Raw genomic sequence first — 14,254 nt, 5'->3', positions numbered from 1 at the left:
GGAAAATCGGGGAAGGCGGTTCCAGGCTTGCGTCATCTAGACTGTTAGCTCGGAAAACCAGACTGGCAGAATTTGGTTCAGCGCGGTAAGCTTCGTCTCTGGCAAGTATACAACATGATGCGGATCAAGAAGCTTCACTACAGGCTGTTAAACACCAAGAACAACAGCCTGTTATTAAGAAACAAACTACATGACTAAGAAGAAAGAAATCGAATTTCTCCGTGTGACGCATCTGCGCGGCCCGAATATCTGGACCTACCGCCCGGTGATCGAAGCCTGGCTCGATATCGGCGCGCTTGAGGACTTTCCATCGAACCTGCTGCCTGGCCTGTACGAACGCCTGGTGGCCCTTCTGCCCGGCCTGGTCGAGCACCGCTGCGGCGTCGGCGAACGCGGCGGCTTCCTGGAGCGCCTGCGCGAAGGCACGTGGTCCGGCCATATCCTCGAACACGTGGTACTTGAACTGCAAAACCTGGCCGGCATGCGCACCGGCTTCGGCAAGACGCGTTCGACCAGCAAGGTCGGCATCTACAAGATGGCCTTCCGCACCCGCCAGGAAAAGGTCGGCCGCGCCGCCCTGGTCGCGGGCCGCGACCTCCTGATGGCGGCGATCGAAGACAAGCCGTTCGACCTGGCCACCGTGGTGCGCGACCTGCAGGAGATGGTGGACGACTGCTGCCTCGGCCCGAGCACCGGCCACATCGTCGAAGCCGCCACCGACCGCCGCATCCCGTCGATCCGCCTCACCGAGGGCAACCTGGTCCAGCTTGGACACGGCGCCGCCCAGCGCCGCATCTGGACCGCCGAGACCGACCGCACCAGCGCGATCGCCGAAGGCATCTCCAGCGACAAGGACCTGACCAAGACGCTGCTCAAATCCTGCGGCCTGCCGGTACCGGAAGGCAGCCTGGTCCGCAGCGCCGAAGAAGCATGGGAAGAAGCGCAGGACATCGGCCTGCCGGTGGTGATCAAGCCGTATGACGGCAACCACGGACGCGGTGTATCGCTGAACCTGATGACCCAGGCCGACGTTGAAGCGGCCTATAACGTCGCCGCGCGCAAGGGCGGCAGCAAGAGCGTGATCGTCGAGCGCTTCGTCACCGGCGACGAGCACCGCCTGCTGGTCGTCGGCAAGCAGCTGGTCGCAGCGGCCAAGGGCGAGTCGCTGTGGGTTACCGGCGACGGCGTACTGAATATTATCGAGCTGTGCAACCGCGACATCAACATCGACCCGCGCCGCGGCGAGACCGAGGACCATCCGCTCGGCCTGATCAAGCCTGACGTCAGCGCGGAGATCATCCTCGAGCTGGCGCGCCAGGGCATGGACGCGCAGTCGGTGCCGCTGGCCGGCCAGAAGGTGCTGATCCAGCCTAACGGCAATGTCGCCATCGACGTCACCGACGATGTGCACCCTTCCGTGGCCGCTGCCGCAACCCTGGCTGCGCGCGTGGTCGGCCTCGACATCGCGGGCATCGACCTGGTGATGGAAGACATTTCGCGACCGCTGGAAGAACAAGGCGGCGCGATCATCGAAGTCAACGCAAGCCCCGGCCTGCTGGCGCACCTCAAGCCAGCTATCGGCAAGCCGCGCGAAATCGGCTCGGCCATCGTCGGCAACCTGTTCGCCCCTGACGAAACCGGCCGCATCCCGATCATCGGCGTGACCGGCACGCGCGACACCAGCCTGATCGCGCGCATGGTCGGCTGCATGCTGCGCCTGACCGGCGTGCACACCGGCGTGGTCAACGCCACTGGCCTGTACCTCGACGAGCGCAAGGTCAGCAGCGCCAACAGCATGACCTTCGACGCCGGCGAGCGCCTGCTGATCAACCGCACGGTGCAAGCCGCGGTGTTTGAAAGCGACGCGCGCATGATCCTGACCGAAGGCCTGGCGTACGACCGCTGCGCCGTCGGCGTCGTCACCGACATGGACGGCGTCGAATCGCTGGGCGAGTTCTACATTGAGGACATGGACGCGATGGCAAACGTCATCCGCGCGCAGGTCGATGTGATCATGTCGGACGGCGCCGCGGTGCTGAACGCCGCGATAACCGAAGTGGCGGAACTGGCCACGCTGTGCGATGGCGAAGTGATTTTCTATGCGGAAGACCACGCGCTGCCGGCGATCGCGGAGCATCGCGCCGGCGGGCACCGCGCAGTGTTTGCGCGCGACGGCGCCATCGTGCTGGCCGAAGGCAGCGACGAAACCGTGCTGCTGGCAGTCTCCGCGCTCAAGCCTGCGACCGCGGCTTCCCAGGGCGCAGTATTGGCGGCCGTGGCGTCCATCTGGGCGCTCGGCATGGAGCCAGGCCTGATCGCGGCCGGACTTCGCAACTTCGACGCCAGCCAGGCAGGCCATTAAACAACAGCGGGCCTGGCGGCTTGCCGCCTGCCCTGCGCCCGCCGCCGCGCCGACGCGCGCGCGGGCGAATCGACCACATTAGGATGACGGTTTATGGAAGTATCTCGCGTACGGGCCCTGCGTGGCCCTAACCTCTGGAGCCACCACACATCGGTGGAAGCGATCGTCGCATGCGACAGCAATGAACAGTCGCTGGCCAACCTGCCCGGCTTCGAAGCACGCCTGCGCGCACGCTTCCCCGCCATCACGCCGCTGCAGCCAAGCGGCCATGAAGACGTTATCCCGATGGCGCACGTGCTGGAAGTGGCCGCACTCGACCTGCAGGCTCAGGCAGGCTGCCCGGTCACCTTCAGCCGCACTACCGCGACGCTGGAGGCGGGCATTTACCAGGTGGTGGTCGAGTACTCGGAAGAAGCGGTTGGCCGCCGCGCGCTGGAACTGGCGCGTCAACTGTGCAGCGCCGCGCAGAACGACACGCCGTTCGACCTGGAAGCCGCGCTGACCGAACTGCGCGACCTGGACGAAGACGTACGCCTCGGCCCATCGACCGGCTCCATCGTCGATGCCGCGGCGGCGCGTAATATCCCGTTCCGCCGCCTGACCGAAGGCAGCCTGGTGATGTTCGGCTGGGGCAGCCGCCAGCGCCGCATCCAGGCCGCTGAAATCGACACCACCGGCGCGATTGCCGAGACCATCGCGCAGGACAAGGAACTGACCAAGAAGCTGCTGCATGCCGCCGGCGTGCCGGTGCCGATGGGCCGCGTCGTGAGCGACCCGGAAGATGCATGGAACGCCGCGCTTGAAATCGGCCTGCCGGTCGTGATCAAGCCGAAGGACGGCAACCAGGGAAAAGGCGTCACGGTCAATGTAACCACCCGCGAACAGCTCGCTGCTGGCTTTACGGCCGCCGCCGAGTTCCGCGACGACGTGATGGTGGAACGCTACCTGCCGGGTAACGACTTCCGCCTGCTCGTGATCGGCAACAAGCTGATCGCCGCGGCGCGCCGCGATCCGCCGCAAGTGGTCGGCGATGGCGCCCACACCGTGCGCGAACTGGTCGACCAGGTCAACCTCGACCCGCGCCGCGGCAACGGCCACTCCACGTCGCTGACCAAGATCCGCTTCGACGACATCGCGCTGGCCAGCCTTGCCAAACAGGGCCTGCAAGCCGATTCCGTACCGGCCAAGGGCCAGCGCGTCATTTTGCGCAACAACGCCAACCTGTCGACCGGCGGCGCCGCCACTGACGTGACCGACGACGTGCACCCGGACGTCGCGGAGCGCGCGATTGCCGCCGCCCACATGGTCGGCCTCGACATCTGCGGCGTCGACCTGGTGTGCGACAGCGTGCTAAAACCGATCGAAGAACAGAATGGCGGCATCGTTGAAGTGAACGCGGCTCCCGGCCTGCGCATGCACCTGTCGCCATCGTTCGGCAAGGGCCGCGCGGTGGGCGAAGCGATTGTGTCGACCATGTTCGCCGCCGGCGACGACGGCCGCATTCCGGTGGTGGCCGTCACCGGCACCAACGGCAAGACCACGACGGTTCGCCTGATCGCCCACCTCCTGACCGCAGGCGGCCTGCGCACCGGCATGACCAACACCGACGGCGTCTACATCGAAGGCCGGCGCATCGACAGCGGCGACTGCAGCGGCCCGCGCAGCGCGCGCAATGTGCTGATGCACCCGGACGTCGACGCGGCAGTGTTTGAAACCGCGCGCGGCGGCCTGCTGCGCGAGGGCCTGGCGTTTGACCGCTGCAAAGTCGCCGTGGTGACCAACATCGGTTCGGGCGACCACCTCGGCCTGAACTACATCACCACCCTGGAGGACCTGGCGGTGCTCAAGCGCGTGATCGTGCAGAACGTGGCTGACGACGGCGTGGCGGTGCTGAATGCGGCCGACCCGATCGTCGCCGCGATGGCGCACAACTGCCGCGGCAGCGTAACCTTCTTCGCGGCGGACGTGAACCATCCGGTCATGTCGACTCACCGCGCTCAGGGCAACCGCGTGGTGTACGTTGACGGCGGCATGCTGGTCGCGGCCGAAGGCAAGACGGTAAACCAGGTGGCGCTGTCGGAAGTGCCGATCACCCGCAACGGCACGGTCGGTTTCCAGGTTGAGAACGTGATGGCGTCGGTAGCGGCGGCGTGGGGCACCGGCGTGGAATGGGACAGCATCTGCGCAGGCCTGAAGTCGTTCGCCAACGAGAGCGATAACGCGCCCGGCCGCTTTAACGTATTCAGTTACCGCGGTGCGACCGTGATCGCCGACTATGGCCACAACCCGGACGCGATCCTCGCGCTGGTGCGCGCGGTCGACAGCATGCCCGCCAGGCGCCGCCTGGTTGTCATCAGCGGCGCGGGCGACCGGCGCGACGAAGACATCCGCCAGCAGACCGAGATCCTCGGCAACGCGTTCGACGACGTGCTGCTGTACCAGGATCAGTGCCAGCGCGGACGCGAAGACGGCGAAGTCTTGGCGCTGCTGCGCCAGGGCCTGGCCGGCGCCAGCCGCACCACCCACGTCGACGAGATCAACGGCGAATTCGTCGCCATCGACAAGGCGCTGGCGCGCCTGGCCGAAGGTGACCTGTGCCTGATCCTGATCGACCAGGTCGACGAGGCCCTGGCCCACATCGCAGGCCGCGTCGCGGCAGGCTGACCTTGTTCCACGCGGCGCGCAATGCGCCGCGTGCGTCGCTTTACTGCTCCCCTCGTTCGGTGCTAAGTTTGCAGGACGGAGGATCGCATGGAACACACCACCCCTGTTGCCGCCGATCCAGATTACCTCCTCTGGATCGAGCGCCAGTGCGCGTTTCTCCGCAACAAGCAGTTTGATGAACTGGACCTGGAGACGCTGGCCGAGGAGCTCGACGCGATGGGTGGCAATGAAAGGCGCGAACTGCAATCGCGGCTGGAAACGCTGATGATGAACTTGCTCAAGTGCCAGTTCCAGCCCGAGCCGAAGTCGCGCGCCTGGCTTGGCGCCGTGCGCGAGCAGCGCTCCGAGATTGGCCGCATCCTGGAGCAGAGCCCCAGCCTCGACGGTGTCATTGCCGAGTACGCAGACCACGTGTACAAGGCAGCGTTCGAACGCGCCGGCGCCGAGACGGGCATCCCGCGCGCAGCATTCCCTCAAGCAAATCCCTACACCAAAGAGCAGTTGCTCGATCCCGATTTCGTGCCTACCTGAGCCGTTTCAGCCCTGCGGGCTATGCGTCATAGGCGGACAGTACTTGTTCAGATTGTCGGGCAGGTGGTCCGGGCACACGCCGCACTGCTTGTTTCCCGGCACCGCATAGTCGATAAAGTTCGGATACGGCAGGTTCAGGCCTGCCATGATCGCGCGAAACTCCTCCACTGACTTGCCCTGCCCCAGCCGCGGATTGCGCGCTTTCTCCTGCGCGATCGACGACACGTGGCGGTTCTGGTAGTCGTGCGCCGGATACACCAGGGTATCGTCGGGCAGCGCGAACAACTTGCGGTGCACGCTGTCATACAGGGTATCGGAATCGCCATTCTGGAAGTCGGTGCGCCCGCAACCGTCGATCAGCAGCGCGTCGCCGGTGAACACGCGGTCGCCAACGAGGTAGGCGAAATGCCCGCTGGTGTGGCCGGGCGTGTGCAGCGGCCTGAGGATGATCCCGCCTACTTGCAGCGGCTGGCCTTCCTGCAGCGGCAGGTCGGCGCACGCAACGCCTTCCGGTGCCGGAGCGGCAATCTTGCAGCCGGTGCGCTTGCGCAGCTCCATCGCGCCCGTAATGTGGTCGGCGTGGACGTGGGTGTCGACGGTCCACGCAAGCTTCAAGCCAAGCCTGGCTAGCTCGGCCAGGTCGCGGTCCTGGGTGACGATCACAGGATCAATGAGGAGAGCCTCACCCGTTTCCTCGCTGCCCAGCAGGTAGGTGTAGGTGCTCGATATCGGTTCGAATAATTGACGGAAGATCATGGCTCGCATCCTCTCACAGGTGAGCATTACGGGTGTTTGATTTGCTTTGATTTGCTAAGTATTGGACATCGCTCGGCGGAACTCAACTTCCGCGCATCGTGTCAAATCGTCCAGATGGAGTACGTATGAACCAACTGACTAACCGCAATCCGCAAGGGCCGCCAGGCGCGACCGACTATCAGTCCGACTTCTTGGCCTGGGTGGAACGGCAGGCCGCTTTGATGCGCGCCGGACAATTTAGCGAACTCGACCGCGAACACCTGCTTGAGGAACTGGAGTCGATGGGGTCGAATGAACACCATGAATTGCGCAGCCGCCTGATTGTCCTTCTCGCCCACTTACTCAAGTGCAGGTACCAGCCGCAGCGGAAATGCCGCAGCTGGTTTTCGACCCTCAGCGAGCAGCGCGACCAGATTGCGCTCCGGCTCGAGCGCAGCCCGAGCCTTCGCCTGTATTTGGATCGCTACATCAACGCGGCATATCGCTCGGCAGTGAACCGCGCCTCCCTGGAAACCGGCCTGGCGAAATCAGTATTTCCAGCTACTTCGCCGTTTTCTCAGGGCGAAGTGCTGGACAACGATTTCATTCCATAATTACCACACATCAATAAAACGCGACTGTGCTTTATGCGCGCGACGTGGGACCGTAAAAATGCTACCGTCATCGCATGGAAAATTTATGAACCAGTTAATCGACAGCGAATCGCTCGGACCAGCCCAGCGCCCGCCGGATGAACCTCCTTACGAGGAGGATTTTGTCCTGTGGGCGGAGAGACAAACCTGCTTGCTACGCCATGGTCGTCGCGATGAGCTCGACCGGGAACACTTGATCGTGGAGTTACAAGAAATGGCCGGCAGTCAACGGAGGGGATTGCGCAGCCGTCTCATCGTCCTTCTGATTCACTTGCTGAAGTGCCAGCACCAGCCGCAGCGCAAGTCCTCGACCTGGATAGCCACGCTGAGCGAACAGCGGTCGCAAATAGGGCTTCAGTTGGAAGATAGCCCAAGTCTTGCCGCTCATGTGATGAGCTATGCTGATAAAGCTTACCCGTCCGCCGTTACGCGAGCATCTCTTGAAACCGGGCTGGACGAGAGTTCATTCCCCCCAGCTAATCCGTACACCCGCGACGAACTACTTGATTTGAAATTTATCCCCTGACCAGCCGGAAACTTCCTCAAACGTGGCCTTTTCGCGGATTCATTGTCGTCGAAAGCGGTAAAATGGCGGTCTTGACATTGCGCCGCGCCTTGTCCGCCTCACAACGAAGAAGAAATGACGACTGTCCCCTCCGAAATCAACGCTGCCGCAGCCAAGAACGGCCCGACTGAAAAACATACGCCAATGATGCATCGGCGTATTCTCCTATGATGAATTCCATCTTTGGCGAAAAGTTACGCATAAACCTGCACTGACCACTGTTGTAATCACCAGTATTGGTCAAATGGCTTTCATGTATCATGTCAACAGGTCGTTCGACTTAACAATATTACAACTTCATGTACACAATCCAGCCGGCAACCATCGCTAACGATCTGCACGTAAAGTTAGTAAGCGCGTTAGTAAGCTCGTCGCATTACTTATCAACATCTAGCGGTGCGTTTGTCCGGTTTAGTGACGAACTCGACACGCTTGGCAAAGTGGACGCGGTATCGCGGTCACTCCTCTTGGTGTTGCTCTACACAATGGCTGGCGATCGGGAGCGGTGCGAATATTATCTCGATAACGCACAGCGCCTTCACGCGGACAAAGACCATGTGGAATTGGCTCGCCTTACGATGCTCTTGAACCTTGGATACTTTTCTGAAGCGATACCGTTTATAAGCATGCTCCGTCCACCGCAGTTTGGGCTTCCGACATTGCTTATGCTCAAGCCGCCGTGTAACGGCGCGTTCCATACTCTGACATCACTGTTCGACCAGGCCGCTAAGATGAATCTTCTAAATGGACCCACTGAACCAGTTTCACTTCGTCCCGCCACGGCAATAATGGACGAATGGGGTGATACTGATGAGGACTACGCTGCGGCATTAGATATCGCAGGCGCAATCATGAGAGAGCATCGACTCGTCTTCGTTGACGACATCCAAGTCGAAACGGTCCTCCAGCCCGCTGATGGAAGCCCGAGCTATGTCAAGCTGTGCTACCAAGTCGATGTCGACCTCGACACGTCCATCGAGCTCACCTTGGAATATGCTGATCGGCTTGCACAATCCGGCAAGAAGATTCCCCCATCGTTAGTTTTCGAGTTTGAAGGGGCTAGGCATTGATGACACCAGACGAGCTGTGGCGCCACGCGCAACAATTGCCAGAGTCCACTGAGGCGGAGCGGCGCACCAAGATCTCGCGCAGCTATTACGCGTTGTTTTCCTATGCATGCGAGTTCAACGATGCGCTGTCTTCCGAGGGAAACCTTCTTCGAAAGGGCACGGGATGTCACAACCAATTGACCCAGAAACTGACAAACCCAACCGTTACGGATAGCACGCTTCAGTACCAGTCGCGCATCCTCGGAACGCAGCAGCAGATCGCACACGCGCTTCGCATTAAGGCTGACTACGACTTAGCGGTGCCAATCACAATCGCTGAAGTGAAAAAGTGTATGGCATGGGTTACAAAGGGCATGGCCGTACCCTCGCCCGCCGCGCAAAAGGCGGCGTAGCGACCGGGATTCTGATTCCCGTTGTCGGCGGCCCACCCCCAGCCGTCAACCCAACACAGCGGTAGAAAATAGGGGGGCATCCGATCAAGCCCGTGCCAGCCCCGACCGCGTATCGGACATATCCTCCAACGGCCGCACTCCTGCTTCCCCACCGCCCAAAAACTCTTCGAGGGGCAACAATGTACGTGCCACCACCCCCAATCTTGTACAAGTACTATCCGGTTGAATCTTGGCTGGCGGACCTGATCAAAGGTGAGTCGCTCCTGTTTTCCAGTCGCACGACGTTCAATGACCCTTACGACTCTCGATCTGTAACGGTTATTGACACTTCGGACGCTGGGCTCAAATGGCTGCTGGACAGCTTTCAGCGGCGCCTACCACATTGGCCGCCCGCGCTGCGACTCGCGAACGCAAAACAGGCGCATCGACGAATGGCGAAGCCGGACCGACCGGGAGCTCAGGACGAGGTGGCCGAGATGTTAGACCGTGTCGGCATATTGTCACTGACTGAGAACTGGGACGACATGCTCATGTGGTCGCACTACGGCGCGCAGCACAAGGGTATATGCATCGGGTTTCACACTAACAGCGGAGTGTTCCGAGGAGCAATGCCTGTCACGTACACGGAGGAATACCCGCTAATCAAGCGCCCGCAAGACGAAATACCCGTCGTTTTCGTGAAATCCCTATTCACGAAGGCCAAGTGCTGGGAGTACGAACGCGAGTGGCGGATTTTGAAGCGATTCATGTTACCTGGGGAAGCGGCAGCTCTTCGCCAAACAGCAGTAGGTCTGTCTGAAGAGGATCTTAACGAACTTTGCGACCAGAGGGGAGCAGGAATCTACACCTTTGACAATGCGGCCATCGCGAGCATTACCTTGGGCAGTCGCGCCCAGGACCACGCTCCAACTGTAATTAAGGCTTGCCTTGATGCGGGCATTGATGTCCCTGTCTACTGGGTCCAGCCACCTTCGCACAGTTACAAATTAGATCGACGTCTATGGTCCGAAAAGATCCGGAGAAATAAAATTTAGCCTCAATTCGGCACGAACTCTGCAATAACCGATTCGCTTTCACTGCATTTTGCCTGAGTCTCCCAACGTTAACTGGTGTATGCCGCCGCATGGTGTTTGTGCCGATCGGCCCACTCCCGTTGAGTTGAGTTGCCGTCCTTCAAGGCAAGCCACATTCCCATATGTTCCATCTGCCGGCCGTGGAAAAGCTGGGCAATGTCGACGGTGGTGCCAGCGATCGCGACGGATTCCACGTGACAACCATCTTCGTCGACGGCGCCGTACAGATCCAGAATTAGATCCTCGTCATACTCGTAACCGCTATATAGGAGCTGCCCGGCGACCTGTCGCATCGCACGCGCTGGTGAATTTGCGTTATCCATGGATGTATCCTCCAACCTTGGTGGAGTGGTCACGGTAGGATAATTTTAGGTCGCGCAGTGCGACATCGCTACCGGATTACGCGATGTCTTCACAAGCGACCATTCCTTTGCGAAATGTCAGCACCTGCTCAACAGTGGCCGGCATCATCTGCTGATGACCTACCGACGCGATCGCCAAACGGCTCTCCTAATCGACCTGTCCTTGAACTTCCGAGCGTCGCACGGCCATGCCGCCGCCGCGCGTGCGCTGGCGGAGTTCCGCATTCCGATTCACATTGCCCTGCGGGTTCTGAACCGCCCAGGCGGTCTGCGGCGCCGCCAATTTATGACGGTGGACGGTGCGAGGACCGCGCCAGCTCGGCCGGCTGGTCAGCCATGACCTGAACCGCCCACTCCTGCTTCACCACCGGCGAGTCCGGATCATCCTGATTGCCGACCCGCTCAAAGCCCTGAAACAGCATCTTGTCGCCGCGGATCATGACGACCTTCGCCCGCCACATGAGCGGCAGCAGCGGCTTTTGCACAGCATCGTCGCCGGCGCCATGCAGCTTCATGACCGGTACGTTCTCGATCAGGACGATGGTGAGATGGCCGACTATGCCGGAGTCTGCTCCGATTTCGCGGTCGCCGATCCGCTCGCCGCGGCGGCGCAGGCGTTTGACTGTGCTGTACATGGAGGCAGTATAGCCGCCGGTGAGCTACTAGCAGGGCCATCTGGACCGCGCAAAGCTGCAACAAGATCCTTGGCGGCCGCCTCGACCCGCTGCAGGTAAGCGAGCCGCGCAGCGCTGATCATCTCAAGCGGCGAGTTGTCAGCTGCGCCGTGCATGCGAACGGTAATGATGTCCATACAACCGCGTCCTTATTCGCTCGAGTCCGAATCCGAATCCTGCTGATACCATGCTCCGGCCTCGCCGTTAATATCTACCTGCTTGCGGGCGTAGTATTCGCGCCAACCGAGGGCTTGTTCGCGCCAGGCGCGGCAGCTGGTGGCGTTGGCGACTTGGGCAAGCGCGACGTCATCGAGCGGAATGCCGGCGGGTTCTCGGTCAGAATCGGCGGCGGGTCCGACAGCGTCACCTGACCAGGCGGCGTCGACGACGCGCAGGAAGCCAGCATTAACACCGAAGCGCTCAGTATCAAACGGCTGAATATAATTCGGAATATTCGTTTCAATTGTGACTCCCTGTACATAGATTTTCTGAATGCGGTCAACGTACTTGGTCTGGACCAGCACGTCGGTCTTCGCCTGCCGCTCGATGATTCGCACCGTCTGCGCAGCCTGCTTGCCGATGTAGTCGGCAAGGACGGCGACTGCCCGACGCGCCTCATGCACCCTACCGCCGCCGTATGCAACAATCACCAAAGCGGCCAGTGCCACCCATTTGGCCCAGACGGGCAGCACAATCCCCGACAGCCTGCCCAGCAGCGCGGTCATGCCAGTACCTCGAGCGCGCGCTGGGTCAGCGCAATTCGCTCGGCAAGCCCATGGCTGCCGCCGTTCACCGCCAGGCTCACCCGGTCGATCTTGCCAATGTCCGCCAGCAGGTTGAGCGACTTGCCCGTGCGATTCCCGTTGTCCCAGAACCATGCAAAGGCCAGACAGCCGACCGTAGGCTCGGCGACCTGGTCCGGGCAGGTCACCAGATCCAGCCCGAGCGCTTCGCCGCATGCCGTGTAGTTGTCTTTGCCGGTGAGCTGGCCAGGACCGCGGCCACGATAGCGCCAACCGTCGCCCGACTCGATCGATCCGTTACCCATGCGGTTCGCGTAGGCAACGTTCGCGATCATCTGCTGGTTCGCCGGGTGATGTACGGTGCGCGCGTACAGCGCAGCCATTTCCGGAGTGAAGCGGGTCACCTTCTTGTTGTTAAAGCACGCCATGAGGGTGCCGGGACTGTAGTTCAAATCCTCCGTCATCCGGGTCAGGCCTGCCGACTCGTGGACGACTTGGCCCAGGAACGCGGCCTGGCGCGCTGGGGTATTGATCGCGAAGCGGGCCATTGCGTTATTCAGGGCCTCGACGAATGCGTCGGCCCGCGCGCCGAGCCGCGGGGCAAGGGCAAGCAAATGTTGGCGGTTCATGGTGTTCCTTCAGGTTTTCCGCTAAAGCGGTCAATACGTGCAATGCCGGCGGCGAGGTAGCGTTCCAAGACGCGTGACCCGCCGTAGCCGGCAATCGTGATGCAGCCTGGCTGCAGCAGCAAAGGCAGTTCCTGCCAAGCGCATAGCGAATAGGTCACTAGGCCGGCTACCAGCGAACCACAGATGTCCTTCGCGATCTCGAGGGCGACGTTCTTGACGACGAAATCAGGATTTGCGATTTTCTGCAGCGTTGCAGCCGCGCCCCCGATAAATGACAGAGCGATGGCCACGGCCACGGCCGCCGGCGGAATCTTCGACAGGTCACTGGCGAACGTGGCGGTAGCCGCCCAGGCACTGGCGCTCCAGAAGCTGGCCAGCCATGCCCAGATAAATTTTTTCAGCTGCATACGATCGAGCATGTGGCGTCCTTTGAGCGCTGGTGAGCATCGAAGAACGCCACAGCCATGATGGTCACGGCGTTCCAGAGGTAGTACAGGAGCAGGCCAGTGGACCGCAAATTGAAGAACGCAACATATAGCTGCGCCACGTAACAGAACGCGAGCGCTGCCAGGATGAAATGGCGCTGGCGAAGCGCAACGCGCCAATGGAATCGGGCCGGCAGCAGGTCATTGATGACGCTGTCGAATAACGCTGCAACGCCGACCAGCATCAGCAGCCAAAGAAGTGCTGCGCCTTCCCGCGTTTCCGCCACTAGGTGCATAAGCGAGCGCGAGTCGGCCATCGCGACGTACCACGAGAGCAGCGCGCTGCCGCCCATATGCAACCGGAAAATGGCGCCGACCGGGCTGCACCTACCTGTGGGCGCCTGCTTCCTCTGCCTGCCGCCGCCGCTCATGGGTTAATCGCCATCAGCGCAGTTTCCCCGACGTGCGTCAGGTTGTTAAACACGTGACGCCCCGAAGCGTGCAGCACCGCGGCCGCGAACTCATAGCAGAAGAACTTGTCGTCCTGCTTCCAGTCCCGGCCGGGCGTTAGGCACAAGCCCAATGCTCCTGCCCAGTCGTACCGCGTTCGCTTCAGCACTTGTTCGCGGGCGAACGCAATGCCGGCATCTGCATTCGTGACCTGGTAGCAGGTTTCCTTAACCACGGTAGCGCCTCGAAGCGCCGCGCTGCGGTCGGTCTCGCGCACCCCGTAAATCATGTGTGCCTCGAACACCCGATCGCCGACGCTGACCATGCAGTGCGACGACAGCGCGAGAGAGAACCGGCTGCGCGGAACTGCCCAACGGATCAGCCAGGAGATTGGATTCCAGCGACGCCGCGTGAAGGTGACGTTTATCGTTTCCATTACAGCCCCAGTTGTGCGCGGGTTGCGGCGATAAAATCGTCCCATCCGCCGATTGCCGACGCGAGCTCTTCCGCTGTGGTTGCCTCGCGCATCTGCGCTTGACGCGCAAACCGGGCACTACGCATAGCTAGCTTGGCCGCATGGAACGCGTCGGCCCGGGCGATAATCTGGTCGGCTGCCCAAGCGTTCGTTTGAACCTCTCCCGTAGCGTTCTGCAGCGCATAATCCGAGACGTATTCGGATGCTGAACCACTGTAGCCGCTCACAACAAAGGAACGCGCCGCCGCTTCCGCGTCCGCGTATTCCTGAGTCCGCTGCCCGACAGCCGCTGTGTAGATCGAGTCCACGTCGGCATATGTCTTGGCAATAGCCGCGGCAATCGCGGCGGTGAGCTCCAGCGCTGCGCGGGCGCCAATCTCGGCCAGCTCTTCCGGCGTTGCGTCGCGGGTAACACCGTTATCTAAAACTTTTGTCATTGGCTCGAACTCCG

General features: G+C 61.4%; 17 protein-coding genes. 8 read left to right on the top strand and 9 right to left on the bottom strand.

From position 1 onward, the window contains the following. Nucleotides 1-190: 190 nt before the first annotated feature. The 3 genes from LMJ30_RS10995 to LMJ30_RS10985 all read left to right on the top strand — a co-directional run bounded on the left by LMJ30_RS10995 (nucleotide 191) and on the right by LMJ30_RS10985 (nucleotide 5,557). Nucleotides 191-2,362: a cyanophycin synthetase gene (locus LMJ30_RS10995; protein ID WP_229432394.1), complete on the top strand. Its 2,172-nt coding sequence runs from the start codon at nucleotides 191-193 to the stop codon at nucleotides 2,360-2,362. A 93-nt stretch (nucleotides 2,363-2,455) separates the two neighbouring features. Beyond that, a complete protein-coding gene (gene cphA, locus LMJ30_RS10990) occupies nucleotides 2,456-5,026 on the top strand; it encodes a cyanophycin synthetase (protein WP_229432393.1) in 2,571 nt (856 codons plus the stop codon). Nucleotides 5,027-5,113: 87 nt separating this feature from the next. Then, on the top strand, nucleotides 5,114-5,557 hold the full coding sequence (locus LMJ30_RS10985; RefSeq protein ID WP_229432392.1) for a DUF29 domain-containing protein: 444 nt from the start codon (nucleotides 5,114-5,116) through the stop codon (nucleotides 5,555-5,557). Between the two features lie 6 nt (nucleotides 5,558-5,563). Here the strand turns inward: LMJ30_RS10985 and LMJ30_RS10980 are convergent, their stop codons facing one another. Then, nucleotides 5,564-6,313 (bottom strand): MBL fold metallo-hydrolase, encoded by a 750-nt coding sequence (locus LMJ30_RS10980; protein WP_229432391.1) that lies wholly within the window; start codon nucleotides 6,311-6,313, stop codon nucleotides 5,564-5,566. Between the two features lie 125 nt (nucleotides 6,314-6,438). On the opposite strand from LMJ30_RS10980, the gene LMJ30_RS10975 reads away from it, so the two are divergent. From LMJ30_RS10975 to LMJ30_RS10955, 5 genes are all read left to right on the top strand, one after another. Continuing rightward, nucleotides 6,439-6,906, top strand: a complete 468-nt coding sequence (locus LMJ30_RS10975; RefSeq protein ID WP_229432390.1) for a DUF29 domain-containing protein — start codon at nucleotides 6,439-6,441, stop codon at nucleotides 6,904-6,906. Nucleotides 6,907-6,991: 85 nt separating this feature from the next. Beyond that, complete coding sequence (locus tag LMJ30_RS10970; protein ID WP_229432389.1) at nucleotides 6,992-7,471, top strand: DUF29 domain-containing protein; 480 nt, start codon at nucleotides 6,992-6,994, stop codon at nucleotides 7,469-7,471. A 338-nt stretch (nucleotides 7,472-7,809) separates the two neighbouring features. After that, nucleotides 7,810-8,580, top strand: coding sequence for a hypothetical protein (locus tag LMJ30_RS10965; RefSeq protein ID WP_229432388.1), 771 nt, complete (start codon nucleotides 7,810-7,812; stop codon nucleotides 8,578-8,580). Next, nucleotides 8,580-8,972, top strand: coding sequence for a hypothetical protein (locus LMJ30_RS10960; protein ID WP_229432387.1), 393 nt, complete (start codon nucleotides 8,580-8,582; stop codon nucleotides 8,970-8,972). Before LMJ30_RS10965 ends, LMJ30_RS10960 begins: the two co-directional genes overlap by 1 nt. A gap of 179 nt (nucleotides 8,973-9,151) precedes the next feature. Beyond that, nucleotides 9,152-10,006, top strand: a complete 855-nt coding sequence (locus LMJ30_RS10955) for a DUF2971 domain-containing protein (protein WP_229432386.1) — start codon at nucleotides 9,152-9,154, stop codon at nucleotides 10,004-10,006. Nucleotides 10,007-10,074: 68 nt separating this feature from the next. Here the strand turns inward: LMJ30_RS10955 and LMJ30_RS10950 are convergent, their stop codons facing one another. The 8 genes from LMJ30_RS10950 to LMJ30_RS10915 form a co-directional block, all read right to left on the bottom strand. Continuing rightward, nucleotides 10,075-10,368: a hypothetical protein gene (locus LMJ30_RS10950; protein WP_229432385.1), complete on the bottom strand. Its 294-nt coding sequence runs from the start codon at nucleotides 10,366-10,368 to the stop codon at nucleotides 10,075-10,077. 323 nt (nucleotides 10,369-10,691) lie between these two features. Continuing rightward, on the bottom strand, nucleotides 10,692-11,042 hold the full coding sequence (locus LMJ30_RS10945) for a hypothetical protein (RefSeq protein WP_229432384.1): 351 nt from the start codon (nucleotides 11,040-11,042) through the stop codon (nucleotides 10,692-10,694). A gap of 188 nt (nucleotides 11,043-11,230) precedes the next feature. Further along, nucleotides 11,231-11,806, bottom strand: a complete 576-nt coding sequence (locus LMJ30_RS10940; protein WP_229432383.1) for a hypothetical protein — start codon at nucleotides 11,804-11,806, stop codon at nucleotides 11,231-11,233. Next, entirely contained in the window at nucleotides 11,803-12,453 is a 651-nt protein-coding gene (locus tag LMJ30_RS10935) for a glycoside hydrolase family 19 protein (protein ID WP_229432382.1), read from the bottom strand. The genes LMJ30_RS10940 and LMJ30_RS10935 overlap by 4 nt, the downstream gene beginning before the upstream one ends. Beyond that, on the bottom strand, nucleotides 12,450-12,872 hold the full coding sequence (locus tag LMJ30_RS10930) for a phage holin family protein (RefSeq protein ID WP_229432381.1): 423 nt from the start codon (nucleotides 12,870-12,872) through the stop codon (nucleotides 12,450-12,452). Before LMJ30_RS10930 ends, LMJ30_RS10935 begins: the two co-directional genes overlap by 4 nt. Next, the gene (locus LMJ30_RS10925) at nucleotides 12,851-13,309 is read right to left on the bottom strand and encodes a hypothetical protein (protein ID WP_229432380.1); all 459 of its coding nucleotides are present in this window, start codon (nucleotides 13,307-13,309) and stop codon (nucleotides 12,851-12,853) included. The genes LMJ30_RS10930 and LMJ30_RS10925 overlap by 22 nt, the downstream gene beginning before the upstream one ends. Then, nucleotides 13,306-13,764 carry a hypothetical protein gene (locus LMJ30_RS10920; protein WP_229432379.1) on the bottom strand — a complete coding sequence of 153 codons (459 nt, stop codon included), beginning with the start codon at nucleotides 13,762-13,764 and terminating at the stop codon, nucleotides 13,306-13,308. Before LMJ30_RS10920 ends, LMJ30_RS10925 begins: the two co-directional genes overlap by 4 nt. Continuing rightward, on the bottom strand, nucleotides 13,764-14,240 hold the full coding sequence (locus LMJ30_RS10915; protein ID WP_229432378.1) for a hypothetical protein: 477 nt from the start codon (nucleotides 14,238-14,240) through the stop codon (nucleotides 13,764-13,766). The genes LMJ30_RS10920 and LMJ30_RS10915 overlap by 1 nt, the downstream gene beginning before the upstream one ends. Between the last annotated feature and the right edge of the window lie 14 nt (nucleotides 14,241-14,254).

It is taken from the genome of Massilia agrisoli, assembly GCF_020831365.1.
Classification (GTDB): domain Bacteria; phylum Pseudomonadota; class Gammaproteobacteria; order Burkholderiales; family Burkholderiaceae_D; genus Telluria_A; species Telluria_A agrisoli.
The sequence above is the reverse complement of the archived record's forward strand: the minus strand, read 5'-3'. Positions and strand labels throughout refer to the sequence as shown.

What these genes read in the sequence shown, in the direction of transcription:
- LMJ30_RS10995 (WP_229432394.1), top strand. Translation starts at nt 191, where the DNA reads ATGACTAAGAAGAAAGAAATCGAATTTCTCCGTGTGACGCATCTGCGC.
- cphA (WP_229432393.1), top strand. Translation starts at nt 2,456, where the DNA reads ATGGAAGTATCTCGCGTACGGGCCCTGCGTGGCCCTAACCTCTGGAGC.
- LMJ30_RS10985 (WP_229432392.1), top strand. Translation starts at nt 5,114, where the DNA reads ATGGAACACACCACCCCTGTTGCCGCCGATCCAGATTACCTCCTCTGG.
- LMJ30_RS10980 (WP_229432391.1), bottom strand. Translation starts at nt 6,313, where the DNA reads ATGATCTTCCGTCAATTATTCGAACCGATATCGAGCACCTACACCTAC.
- LMJ30_RS10975 (WP_229432390.1), top strand. Translation starts at nt 6,439, where the DNA reads ATGAACCAACTGACTAACCGCAATCCGCAAGGGCCGCCAGGCGCGACC.
- LMJ30_RS10970 (WP_229432389.1), top strand. Translation starts at nt 6,992, where the DNA reads ATGAACCAGTTAATCGACAGCGAATCGCTCGGACCAGCCCAGCGCCCG.
- LMJ30_RS10965 (WP_229432388.1), top strand. Translation starts at nt 7,810, where the DNA reads ATGTACACAATCCAGCCGGCAACCATCGCTAACGATCTGCACGTAAAG.
- LMJ30_RS10960 (WP_229432387.1), top strand. Translation starts at nt 8,580, where the DNA reads ATGACACCAGACGAGCTGTGGCGCCACGCGCAACAATTGCCAGAGTCC.
- LMJ30_RS10955 (WP_229432386.1), top strand. Translation starts at nt 9,152, where the DNA reads ATGTACGTGCCACCACCCCCAATCTTGTACAAGTACTATCCGGTTGAA.
- LMJ30_RS10950 (WP_229432385.1), bottom strand. Translation starts at nt 10,368, where the DNA reads ATGGATAACGCAAATTCACCAGCGCGTGCGATGCGACAGGTCGCCGGG.
- LMJ30_RS10945 (WP_229432384.1), bottom strand. Translation starts at nt 11,042, where the DNA reads ATGTACAGCACAGTCAAACGCCTGCGCCGCCGCGGCGAGCGGATCGGC.
- LMJ30_RS10940 (WP_229432383.1), bottom strand. Translation starts at nt 11,806, where the DNA reads ATGACCGCGCTGCTGGGCAGGCTGTCGGGGATTGTGCTGCCCGTCTGG.
- LMJ30_RS10935 (WP_229432382.1), bottom strand. Translation starts at nt 12,453, where the DNA reads ATGAACCGCCAACATTTGCTTGCCCTTGCCCCGCGGCTCGGCGCGCGG.
- LMJ30_RS10930 (WP_229432381.1), bottom strand. Translation starts at nt 12,872, where the DNA reads ATGCTCGATCGTATGCAGCTGAAAAAATTTATCTGGGCATGGCTGGCC.
- LMJ30_RS10925 (WP_229432380.1), bottom strand. Translation starts at nt 13,309, where the DNA reads ATGAGCGGCGGCGGCAGGCAGAGGAAGCAGGCGCCCACAGGTAGGTGC.
- LMJ30_RS10920 (WP_229432379.1), bottom strand. Translation starts at nt 13,764, where the DNA reads ATGGAAACGATAAACGTCACCTTCACGCGGCGTCGCTGGAATCCAATC.
- LMJ30_RS10915 (WP_229432378.1), bottom strand. Translation starts at nt 14,240, where the DNA reads ATGACAAAAGTTTTAGATAACGGTGTTACCCGCGACGCAACGCCGGAA.